Source organism: Pseudoalteromonas sp. AS71 (assembly GCF_038900275.1).
In the GTDB taxonomy this organism is placed as follows: Bacteria; Pseudomonadota; Gammaproteobacteria; order Enterobacterales; family Alteromonadaceae; genus Pseudoalteromonas.
In genome coordinates, this window is sequence record NZ_JBBMQZ010000019.1 from 101,902 (window position 1) to 113,078 (window position 11,177).

The following is an 11,177-nucleotide window of genomic DNA, read 5'->3' on the forward strand; positions in this document are numbered from 1 at the left end:
GATTAAAAACGCATAACACAATCAAAATTAATTTTTAGCTAAAATTGAGCATCGAGATTTAAGTTTTGAATCATGAACTTTGAGGTGGTTTGGATATAAAAAATTAAAGGCAGCGGATGCTGCCTTTAACGTGCGATTAATTACTCAGCGTGTGCTGTAACGTAATCGATAGCAGTTTGTACTGTAGTGATCTTCTCAGCTTCTTCATCTGGGATCTCAGTATCAAACTCTTCTTCAAGAGCCATTACTAGTTCAACAGTATCAAGAGAATCTGCACCTAGGTCATCTACGAAAGAAGATTCATTTTTAACTTCTTCTTCTTTAACACCTAGTTGTTCAATGATAATTTTCTTTACGCGTTCTTGGATATCGCTCATTCTTCTTTCCTTTATTAAAAACGCCGATGCGTTATTTTCAGATTGCCGCGTAGTTTACGCGGCATAATTCTCTGATTCAATGATTTGACCATAAATAATTGTCTGGTCAAACCTCTGAGTGTGTGTTTTGTCTTTTATCGCTTATTTTCGCAGCGATTTCAAGTATGTTTAAAGCAAGTTCACAAATAATTCAATGTTTTTGAGGTAACTTACTTAACTTTATCAAGCAGTAATTTAGGTACTATGGTTATTAAACCATGTACATCGCGCCATTTACATGCAAAGTTTCGCCTGATACATACGCAGCCGCGTCAGATGCTAAATAACATACTGCAGCCGCAATTTCGTCAGGTTGACCTAAACGCCCTGCTGGAACATTTGCAAGTGTTGCTGCTTTTTGCTCGTCAGTTAAATTATCAGTCATGTCTGTTTGAATAAAACCAGGTGCAATTACGTTAACGGTAATACCACGTGATGCAACTTCGCGCGCTAGTGACTTAGAAAAACCAATTACACCCGCTTTAGCCGCTGCATAATTAGCCTGACCTGCATTACCCATAGTACCCACTACTGAGCCAATGTTAATAATACGGCCTTTCTTTTTCTTCATCATTGGACGAAGTACCGCTTTAGATAAACGAAAAACTGAGCTTAAATTAGTGTCGATAATATCGTCCCACTCAGTCTCTTTCATACGCATTAATAAGTTATCACGTGTAATACCTGCGTTATTTACAAGTACGTCAATATCGCCTAAATCAGCTTTTATTGCAGCAAGTGTTGCTTCAATAGATGCAGGGTCGGTTACGTTTAATGCATAACCTTTACCACTGTCACCTAGGTACTCACTGATTTTAGCTGCGCCTGACTCACTTGTCGCAGTACCTGCAACTTTTGCACCTTGTGCAACTAATGTTGTTGCAATTGCTTTACCAATACCACGGCTGGCGCCAGTAATTAGGACAACTTTGCCCTCTAATGAAAATAAATTAGACATTTTATATACTCTTATTTAGCTGCATCAATTGAAGCGGCGTCGTTTACTGAGCCACAGATCATTGCTTTATCAATTCGTTTAGCAAGTCCTGTTAATACTTTACCAGGACCAAATTCGTAGCTTTGTGTTACATCTTGCGCAACCAGGGCTTGTACTGTTTCTGTCCAGCGAACTGGGCTGTAAAGCTGGCGCACTAATGCATCTTTAATTGCATCAGCTGACGTTTCAGCTTTTACATCAACATTATTAATTACATCACATTTAGGTGTATTAAATGTTAAAGCGGCTAAATCTGCTGCAAGCTTTTCAGCTGCTGGCTTCATTAACTCACAATGTGAAGGTACGCTAACCGAAAGTGGTAATGCACGTTTAGCACCGGCATCTTTACATGCTTGCGATGCTCTATCTACTGCCGCTTTATGCCCTGCAATAACAACTTGACCAGGAGAGTTGTAGTTAACTGGCGATACAACCTCACCTTGCGCTGAGGCAGCACAAGCCGCTTTAATTTCTTCATCGCCTAGGCCAATAATAGCGGCCATTGAACCTACGCCTGCTGGCACGGCTTCTTGCATGTATAAACCACGGTTTTCAACAAGCTTTACGGCTTCGCTCAAGCTTAATACGTCGCTACATACTAGCGCTGAGTATTCACCTAGGCTGTGACCCGCCATAACAACGTCGGCATCTGGGTTAGCTGCTAACCAATCACGGTAAATAGCAACACTTGCAGTTAGTAATGCAGGTTGTGTGCGTTGGGTTTGATTTAATTTTTCTTCTGGGCCATTAAGAACTAGCTCTGCTAAGTCGTAACCCAGTGCATTTGACGCTTCTGCAAATGTTGCTTTAACAATGTCAGAACTCTCTAGTAGTTCTTGTAACATACCAACGCTTTGCGAGCCTTGACCTGGGAATAGAAGTGCAATTTTTTGTGCCATACTTTGCTCTTTTTAATTAAACAAATAAATAATGAAATACACGGCACATCAATTATTGATTAACCGCCGTGTCTTTAGAATGTGTGTTTTCGAAAATAGCGGCTATTTTATCAGGAAGTTGACGTTCAACCTCTTTTACCGCTTCATCAATAGCTGCTTGAAATGCTTTAGCTGACGCATTTCCATGGCTTTTAACGACAATACCGCGCAATCCTACCAGAGAAGCACCGTTATACTGGTCGGGGTTCACCCTTTTATAGAGTTTTTTTATTATTGGACGCAACATAAACGCCATACATTTATATAAAAGGTGCTTTTCGAGTGCGGTTGTAAACTTATTCATAATAAGCTTGGCAATGCCTTCGCATGTTTTAAGTGCCACGTTGCCAACAAATCCTTCGCATACAATAACATCAGCTTTACCCGAAAAAATATCACTACCTTCGCTGTAACCAATATAATTTATATGTGGGCTTTGCTGCATTAGTTGTGCAGCTTGTTTAATGTCGTCGTGGCCTTTAATGTCCTCAGCACCAATGTTTAATAAACTAACGCGAGGATTGTCCAAACCAAGTGCTTGTCCGGCAACAATAGAGCCCATAATGCCAAACTGATAGAGCATTTGCGCATCACAATGCACATTAGCACCTAAGTCGAGTAAATATACTGGGTTTTTAAGCTCTGTAGGAACAGATGAAATGAGTGCGGCACGTTTAACACCTGGCAGCATTTTTAATACATAGTGAGCCATAAAAAATAGAGCGCCGGTATTACCTGAACTAACACATGCTTGAGCCTCGCCCGATTTAACTAAATCTAGGGCAACACGCATAGATGAGTCTTTTTTTGAACGCACAGCAATTGCAGGTTCACAGGCATTAGTGACTATTTCACTACAATGACGAATTATGAGTCTAGGATGAGGTAGAGAATCGAGAGATTCGAGTTCTTTAGATATAACGTGTTCATTGCCACATAAAATGAGAGTTAAATTGGCATGAGCATTTACCGCACAAACGGCAGCAGGAATAGATGAACGGGGGCCGTAATCGCCCCCCATCATATCTAACGCTATGGTTAGATCTTTCAGCATATAAGTAATCTCTTATTTAGAAATTACTTGAACGCCTTTGTAGTAACCATCTGCAGTCACATGGTGACGACGATGAGTCTCACCAGATGTTTGATCTACAGTTAAAGTTGGACCACTGATCGCATCGTGTGAACGGCGCATGCCGCGTCTTGCACGAGACTTTTTGCTTTTTTGTACAGCCATAGTCTTCTCCTAAGAATCTTTCTTAAGTTGTTTCAAAATATCAAATGGATTAGGTTTATCATCTTCCGCCTTTAATACACCAAAGCTGGCAGGCTTTGCTGAATAACTGCATGAAGCTTCGTTGTGGGTAGCCACTAATGGAATTGCTAAAATTAGCTCGTCTTCAATTAAATCAAAAACGTTAACTTCACCATTTTCATCAAGCGCTACTTCATCGTAGTCTTCTGGAAAAATATCTAACTCTGTATCTTCACCTACTGGTGAGTATGCAAAGTCTTGAACCAAATCCAACCCTAAATCACCATTACAACGTTGACAAATGACAGTAACGTGTGTGGACAAATTGCCTCTAATCACAGCGAAACCTTGATCATCGTTTTTGCAATGTATTTTTACCGCTATTTCACCTACTTCTTCCTGCACAACTTTCTCTAAACGAGTAAGTTTTTCAAGCGGTACAATTCCGTCATACTTTAAACGGTGCTGCGCTGCTTTGCCTGGATGAAGAGTGATGGGAATTTTCACCTTTTGCATAGGGGCTGCATCATATAGATAGTTAGTTTGTTAGTCAAAGTAAAAAACCATTTTTACTTGGTTTTTAACGTGTTTTACTCTCGGATCTGATTTATCCTAACTCAATCTGAATTATCGTAGGAAAACAGTCCGTGAAGCATCCACTCATTTTAGCGTCAAGCTCGCCTTTTAGGCAGTCTTTATTACAAAAATTTAATTTACCATTTGATACGTTTTCACCAGACGTTGACGAATCAGCACTTGAATGCGAAACACCTACCGAACTGGTTAAGCGTTTAAGTGAATTAAAAGCCTCAGCGGCTAATAAACACTTTAACAAAGGGTTAGCTATTGGATCAGACCAAGTCGCTGTGTTTAATAATCAAATTTTAGGTAAACCACATAATAAACAAAATGCCGTAAAACAACTAAATTTATTTAGCGGTAATACTGTAACATTTTTAACTGGGCTTTGTGTTTACGATATTGTAACTGGCACTAAAAAAACGTGTGTTGAACCCTTTGATGTTACTTTTAAAATCCTCAGTGATGTACAAATTAGTGCTTATTGCGATGCTGAGCAGCCTTATAACTGTGCTGGCAGCTTTAAAAGTGAAGGGTTAGGTATCTGTTTATTTGAAAAACTAAGCGGAGACGACCCTAATAGCTTAATTGGATTACCATTAATTAAACTCAGCCAATTACTGGCTGAGTTTGGTATTGATGTGCTTACTGCTAAAAACAAGTTTTAGTTAAGTAAATTAGCCAAGCAAAACCTGTTGCAGCTGCAGATAGTTATCTACCGTTGCAACAGGACTAAGCTTATTTAGCTGCTGTGCGTTATGTACACCCATTGTTACACCAATTCTATCCATGCCAGCAGCTTTTGCCATGGTCATGTCTATTTGAGTGTCACCAATCATTACAGCGTCTTGAGCGCTTATGCCAAGTTCTTCAAGCAATTGATACAACATATCTGGGGAAGGCTTTGATTGCGCTTCGTCGCTTGTACGCGTTGCACTAAAAAAATGTCTAAGTTGGCTTTCATCAAGTAAACGCTCTAACCCACCTCTACCTTTGCCTGTTGCAACCGCTAAAACAATGCCCTGCTCTTTTAAGGCATTTAAAACGCTGACAACATCAGCAAATACAGGCGTGGGAGTAGTATCCACACTGTATTGATATTTATAACCTGAAATTAACGTTTGGTGCTGCGCTACATTATCAGGAAATAAAACGTCAATTGCTTTTTCAAGCGACATACCAATAATGTTTTTAATGGCTTCGTCACTAGGTGGCACTATATTAAGTGACTCGGCGCTACTACGAATACAGTTAACTATTTTAGTCACTGAATCCATAACAGTGCCGTCCCAATCAAAAATGACGAGCTTATATTTTTTAATTGGGGCTACTTTTATCACAGTTTCGCATCCCGTAGTTTTAGTAGTGTATTTTTAAGCGTTTTATCTAGCGGTGCTTCTACTCGCATCGTTGTTTCGTTTTTAGGATGATAAAAAGTTAAATCGTGTGCGTGTAAAAATAATCGGTTTAAACCAACTTTACGCATAGATTCATCAAAACCCTGATCGCCGTATTTATCATCGCATGCTATTGGGTGACCTTTACATTGCGTATGTACACGAATTTGGTGCGTGCGCCCTGTAACAGGCGATGCTTGGACCAATGAGCAATCGTTAAAACGTTCAAGTACTTTAAAACGAGTATGTGAAGGTTTTCCCTCAGTGTTATCTACACGTACTACACGCTCGCCCGACTTAAGTGTATTTTTACGTAGCCCTTCAGTTACGTTTTTAGTTTTAGAGTCCCACTGCCCTTCTACAAGTGCCCAGTAATTTTTTTCCATTGTTTTTTCACGAAGTTGTTCATGCAATGCCGTTAACACCGAACGGCGCTTCGCTATAAGTAAACAACCCGATGTATCACGGTCAAGCCTATGAACTAGCTCAAGGCTGCGCTCTTCTGGGCGAAGTGCGCGTAGTGCTTCAATTAAACCATAACTTAAACCACTGCCACCATGAACAGCCATACCTGAAGGTTTATTTATGACGATAAGGTATTTATCTTCAAATAAAATATCGTTTTCTAGGCGAGTTACTTTGTCTAACTTTGATGGTACAAACTCTTCACGCTCAGCAACTCTGATAGGTGCAATACGCAGTACATCGTCAAGCTGTAGTTTATATACAGGCTTAATACGCTTCTTATTAACGCGTACCTCACCTTTGCGCAAAAGTTTATAAATAGCGCTTTTAGGCACCCCTTTTAAATGGGTAATAAGAAAGTTATCAATACGCTGACCTAAATGGTCTTCGTTGATCGTGACATAAGTTACTTGTAAGTCGTTTTTTTCTGACATTGCCTAATCACTAATTTAAGTAAAATAATTTAGTTGCTAACACTGTAATAATAGTGGGATAATCAGCAGCGCAAATATTTAGTATTTGCAAATAACAACGGTGCTTTTTAACACATTAAAACATTCGTGATGCACATTCTGGGTAGCCGATCATACAGATCCGAGTTAAGTTTTCCAAAGCTTTTATGCCTCCTCAGTTAACACGTGCGATCAATTAACGGCAATGCGCGTAATATATTGCTGGTTAAGTTTGAACATGAAGCGATTTTTAACGTGCTAGAGAAAGCAATGAACAGATAATTTGTCTGATAGTGACGACGTAAAAAACGTCGTTCAGCACTAGCTCAATTATTGTAGTACCGTATAGCAGCTTATTTAGAACTAAAAAAATCTAATAAATAAGCGTTCATTAACATCGGCAGCGATTTTTGCTCTTAAAACGGATATTAGCGATACATCAGTATGTATTGCTCACCAACTTAATGAGCCCTACGCGCCTAATATGAATGATATTTAGTAAGATTAATATGACAGGCCGACTTCTGGGTAAAACTTGTAAACGTAGCTGAAAAGCCGACAGTTTTAGCACCATTAAGAATTTAATAGCGATAATAATCGCTATTGTTTGCCAGCATTTAAAATACTGCATACGGGAAACAGAGCCGTTCCGTTAAAGACCCAGTCGTGAGGCTGCACATTCTAAAAATAGGGACAACTGAACAGGCGAGAAAAACATCGTCATGTCAGCGACATAAATAAGTAGAGTAACAATATGAAACGTATGCTAATCAATGCAACGCAGCAAGAAGAAATGCGCGTAGCACTGGTTGATGGCCAGCGCCTTTATGATTTAGATATCGAAAGCCCAGGTCACGAACAGAAAAAAGCCAATATTTATAAAGGCAAAATCACTCGCATTGAACCATCTCTTGAAGCAGCATTTGTTGATTACGGTGCTGACCGTCATGGTTTCCTTCCTTTAAAAGAAATTGCACGTACTTACTTCCCTGCAGGTTACACTTTTCATGGTCGCCCAAACATCCGCGACGTAATAAAAGAAGGTCAAGAAGTTATAGTACAAGTTGATAAAGAAGAACGTGGCCAAAAAGGCGCAGCGTTAACTACTTTTATCAGTGTTGCTGGTAGCTATTTAGTTCTTATGCCTAACAATCCTCGTGCTGGCGGTATTTCTCGTCGTATTGAAGGTGATGAGCGTACTGAACTTAAAGAAGCATTAGGTCGTTTAGAACTTCCTAAAGGTATGGGCTTAATTGTTCGTACAGCGGGTGTTGGTAAGTCATTTGAAGAACTTAACTACGATTTAAAAGCATTATTAGTACATTGGGATGCAATTAAACAAGCAGCTGACAGTGCTAAAGCACCGTTTTTAATTCACCAAGAAAGCAACGTAATTTTCCGCGCAATACGCGATTATTTACGTCGTGATATTGGCGAAATTTTAATTGATAAACCACGTGTTTTTGAAGAAGCTAAAGCGCACATTGAACGTTTTCGTCCTGACTTTATGAGCCGTGTTAAGCTTTATCAAGGCGACACTCCTTTATTTACGCATTACCAAATTGAAAGCCAAATTGAATCTGCGTTCCAGCGTGAAGTACGTCTTCCTTCTGGTGGTTCAATTGTAATTGACCCAACTGAAGCACTTACATCTATCGATATCAACTCGTCTAAAGCAACTAAAGGCGGCGATATTGAAGAGACTGCACTTAATACTAACTTAGAAGCGGCCGATGAGATTGCACGTCAATTACGTCTGCGTGACTTAGGCGGTTTAATTGTAATCGACTTTATCGATATGACGCCTCCACGCCATCAGCGTGAAGTAGAAAATCGTTTAAAAGATGCTGCTCGCCCAGATCGTGCTCGTGTTCAAATTGGTAAAATTTCACGCTTTGGTTTACTTGAAATGTCGCGTCAGCGTTTGCGTCCTTCATTAGGTGAAGCAAGCCAAGGTCCATGCCCACGTTGTAGTGGTCAAGGTACTATTCGTTCAAACGAATCAATTGCTCTTTCTATTCTTCGTTTAATTGAAGAAGAAGCAATTAAAGACAACACAGCACAAGTAAATGCACAAGTGCCTGTTGCCGTTGCCGCTTATTTGTTAAATGAGCAACGTCGTAGTGTTCACCGTATTGAAAAGCATCACAAATGTGACGTAGTGATTATTCCAAATCAACATATGGAAACACCACATTACGAAGTTATGCGTTTACGTAAAGACGAAACACTTGAAACAGTAAGCTACGGACAAGTTGTTGCACCAGAGCCTGAAGTATTTGAGATGTCAAAATCACCAAGTACTCCAGTACGTGAAGAGCCAATGTTGAAAGGCGTAGTAATGCCTTCTACTCCAGCTCCACAAGCAGCTCCAGCTAAAGCAGCAGCACCAGCGGCTGTTGTACAAACTAAAACTGAAGGTGGCTTACTAGCTGCTATTGGTAATTGGTTTAAGTCGTTATTTGCAAGTGAATCTGAAGAAGATAAAAAAGAAGCTGTAGAAAAAGAGCAGCAAGAAGCGCGTAATAACGCTCGTCGTGGTAACGATAATCGTCGTCGTAATAACAATCAACGTCGTCGTAATAATAACCCGCGCACTAATAAACCACGCAACGAGCGCCCTGCAGCTGAAGAGGAAGTTAAAACAGACTCATCAACAGCAAGCACCGAGACTCAAGAGAGAAACGAGAACCGTAATAAGCGTCGTCGTAACCCTAACTCTCGTAAGCGCCCAGAGCATAAAAGCGAAGAAAAAGATCAAGTTAAAACTGAAGCTCCTGCAAAAGCAGCAGTAGAAGTAGAAACTGATTCTAAGCCTGCTCAAGCTGCAGAGCCTAAAGAGCAAAAGCCTAAAGTTCGCCGTCAACGTCGTAACATACGTAAAAAAGTACGTCTGCAAGATGAAAACGCTGAGCAAGCTAACTCAACAGAGCAAACACCTGAACAAGCGGTAGTGACTGACACGCCACAAGTTCAAGAGCAAGCACCTGTTGCAGAAAAGCAAACACAAGCTCCGGCAGAAAAAACAGCGCACATTAAAGAAGAGAAAGTTGACACTGTTGATTCTAACGATGAAACAGCAACTACTGAAGACGAGCAAGAGCAAACACGTACACGTTCACGCCGTTCTCCTCGTCATCTTCGTGCATCAGGTCAACGTCGTCGACGTCCTGAAAGTGAAGCAGAAGTTAAATCTGACGAAGCCCCTGCTTTTGTTCCAGTTGCTGATCAAGCTGCTGCAGAATATGAAGCAGAGCTTAAAGCTAAATCTGAAGAAACACCTGTGGATGCAGCGCAGCAAATTGAACAAGCCGTCGCGGTTGAAGACTTAGCAAAAGTTGAAGCTGTAGAAGAGCCTGCTAAAGTTGAAACTCCAGTAGCAACTGAAGAGCCTGCTAAAGTTGAAACGCCAGTAGTAACTGAAGAGCCAGCTAAAGTTGAAACTCCAGTAGCAACTGAAGAGCCAGCTAAAGTTGAAACTCCAGTAGCAACTGAAGAGCCAGCTAAAGTTGAAGCGCCAGTAGTAAATGAAGAGCCGGCTAAAGTTGAAGCGCCAGTAGTAACTGAAGCACCAGCTAAGGTTGAAACTCCGGTAGTAACTGAAGAGCCGACTAAAGTTGAAACGCCAGTAGTAACTGAAGAGCCAGCTAAAGTTGAAACTCCAGTAGTAACTGAAGCTCCAGCAAAAGCAGAGAAATCAGCACCGCATGTTAAAACATCGGTAACTCAAGGGTCTGCAAGTGCGCCAATGGCACAGCCTACTCCTGTAGCTGATAGCGAAGTAAAGCATACATCTGTAGCAATGGCTCACGATAAACGTGAACTAGTGCCAGACAGTGGTTTACGTGCGGGTTCTATCAAACCTGCTGGTCGTGCAAGTTCTGCAATGACTAAAACAATGAGTGTTGATTAGTAACTAACACTTATTAAAAAGCCCCGCTATTTAATAAATAGCGGGGCTTTTTTGTTTTAATGAGTTGAATAATCAGAAAAATGGCTTCACGCCCATAATACGTAATTTATGAACAAAGAGGTTCAGAGGCTCTGCGCTTTTAGAGGGAGTAATACAACTAAACCTGGCTAACTTGAAAAAGCTCCGCTAATAAACCATGCCTTGTGTTTTCTCATTTATTCCTCTTTCACTTCTCTTTGTGAAATAGATCTTTAAGGGGTTTATTAGCAAAGATATTAAATAACTAGATGCGGTGCTTCTTGCGTAAGCAAGCTTCACGCCTTGTACCTACAGCCGAAATTTAACACCGTGAATAAGATTAACGAGTAGACGCTCAACTTGTTAGCGTGATGGGCAAAGCCCGTAAAAGTAATTTGTTCACAAAGAGGTTAAGAGACGCTGCGCTTTTAGAGGTAGTAAAAAGGCTAAGCCTGCCAATAAAGCATGGCTTGTGTTTTCTCTTTTACTCCTCTTTCACTTCTCTTTGTGAAATAGATCTTTTAGTGGTTTTGTTAGCAAAAAAATTAAATAAAAAGAAGCGTTGCTTCTCGCGTAAGCAAGCTTTACGACTTCAGCCGAAATTTAAAACCGTGAATAAGATTAGCTTGTGTTTTCTCATTTACTCCTCTTTCACTTCTCTTTGTGAAATAACGGAGTTTTTCAAGTTAGTTGTCGCATCAAATTAAATTTTATGCCGCCCGCATTGCTTCTTTTTTCTCTGGATTT

The 11,177-nt window shown here is 40.4% G+C and carries 10 protein-coding genes; 2 read left to right on the forward strand and 8 right to left on the reverse strand.

From position 1 onward, the window contains the following. Positions 1-140: 140 nt before the first annotated feature. The 6 genes from acpP to yceD all read right to left on the reverse strand — a co-directional run bounded on the left by acpP (position 141) and on the right by yceD (position 4,122). On the reverse strand, positions 141-377 hold the full coding sequence (acpP, locus tag WNY98_RS15010; protein WP_002962377.1) for an acyl carrier protein: 237 nt from the start codon (positions 375-377) through the stop codon (positions 141-143). 250 nt (positions 378-627) lie between these two features. Continuing rightward, complete coding sequence (gene fabG, locus WNY98_RS15015) at positions 628-1,374, reverse strand: 3-oxoacyl-ACP reductase FabG (protein ID WP_076923841.1); 747 nt, start codon at positions 1,372-1,374, stop codon at positions 628-630. An 11-nt stretch (positions 1,375-1,385) separates the two neighbouring features. After that, complete coding sequence (fabD, locus tag WNY98_RS15020; RefSeq protein WP_342878284.1) at positions 1,386-2,312, reverse strand: ACP S-malonyltransferase; 927 nt, start codon at positions 2,310-2,312, stop codon at positions 1,386-1,388. Positions 2,313-2,364: 52 nt separating this feature from the next. Beyond that, positions 2,365-3,405: a phosphate acyltransferase PlsX gene (plsX, locus tag WNY98_RS15025; protein WP_170071094.1), complete on the reverse strand. Its 1,041-nt coding sequence runs from the start codon at positions 3,403-3,405 to the stop codon at positions 2,365-2,367. A gap of 12 nt (positions 3,406-3,417) precedes the next feature. Beyond that, the gene (gene rpmF, locus WNY98_RS15030; protein ID WP_002962381.1) at positions 3,418-3,588 is read right to left on the reverse strand and encodes a 50S ribosomal protein L32; all 171 of its coding nucleotides are present in this window, start codon (positions 3,586-3,588) and stop codon (positions 3,418-3,420) included. A 9-nt stretch (positions 3,589-3,597) separates the two neighbouring features. Beyond that, positions 3,598-4,122, reverse strand: coding sequence for a 23S rRNA accumulation protein YceD (gene yceD / locus WNY98_RS15035; RefSeq protein ID WP_007375269.1), 525 nt, complete (start codon positions 4,120-4,122; stop codon positions 3,598-3,600). Positions 4,123-4,253: 131 nt separating this feature from the next. On the opposite strand from yceD, the gene WNY98_RS15040 reads away from it, so the two are divergent. Continuing rightward, complete coding sequence (locus tag WNY98_RS15040; RefSeq protein WP_294118110.1) at positions 4,254-4,853, forward strand: Maf family protein; 600 nt, start codon at positions 4,254-4,256, stop codon at positions 4,851-4,853. 9 nt (positions 4,854-4,862) lie between these two features. Here the strand turns inward: WNY98_RS15040 and WNY98_RS15045 are convergent, their stop codons facing one another. Together WNY98_RS15045 and rluC are read right to left on the reverse strand one after the other, a co-directional pair. Then, a complete protein-coding gene (locus WNY98_RS15045) occupies positions 4,863-5,525 on the reverse strand; it encodes an HAD-IA family hydrolase (RefSeq protein ID WP_342878285.1) in 663 nt (220 codons plus the stop codon). Further along, positions 5,522-6,481, reverse strand: coding sequence for a 23S rRNA pseudouridine(955/2504/2580) synthase RluC (rluC, locus tag WNY98_RS15050; protein ID WP_182194361.1), 960 nt, complete (start codon positions 6,479-6,481; stop codon positions 5,522-5,524). The genes WNY98_RS15045 and rluC overlap by 4 nt, the downstream gene beginning before the upstream one ends. A gap of 772 nt (positions 6,482-7,253) precedes the next feature. On the opposite strand from rluC, the gene rne reads away from it, so the two are divergent. Beyond that, the gene (gene rne / locus WNY98_RS15055) at positions 7,254-10,412 is read left to right on the forward strand and encodes a ribonuclease E (RefSeq protein WP_342878286.1); all 3,159 of its coding nucleotides are present in this window, start codon (positions 7,254-7,256) and stop codon (positions 10,410-10,412) included. The last annotated feature ends 765 nt before the right edge of the window (positions 10,413-11,177 follow it).

Excerpts from the sequence above, each read along its gene's own strand:
- acpP (WP_002962377.1), bottom strand. The coding sequence starts at position 377 with ATGAGCGATATCCAAGAACGCGTAAAGAAAATTATCATTGAACAACTA.
- fabG (WP_076923841.1), bottom strand. The coding sequence starts at position 1,374 with ATGTCTAATTTATTTTCATTAGAGGGCAAAGTTGTCCTAATTACTGGC.
- fabD (WP_342878284.1), bottom strand. The coding sequence starts at position 2,312 with ATGGCACAAAAAATTGCACTTCTATTCCCAGGTCAAGGCTCGCAAAGC.
- plsX (WP_170071094.1), bottom strand. The coding sequence starts at position 3,405 with ATGCTGAAAGATCTAACCATAGCGTTAGATATGATGGGGGGCGATTAC.
- rpmF (WP_002962381.1), bottom strand. The coding sequence starts at position 3,588 with ATGGCTGTACAAAAAAGCAAAAAGTCTCGTGCAAGACGCGGCATGCGC.
- yceD (WP_007375269.1), bottom strand. The coding sequence starts at position 4,122 with ATGCAAAAGGTGAAAATTCCCATCACTCTTCATCCAGGCAAAGCAGCG.
- rluC (WP_182194361.1), bottom strand. The coding sequence starts at position 6,481 with ATGTCAGAAAAAAACGACTTACAAGTAACTTATGTCACGATCAACGAA.
- rne (WP_342878286.1), top strand. The coding sequence starts at position 7,254 with ATGAAACGTATGCTAATCAATGCAACGCAGCAAGAAGAAATGCGCGTA.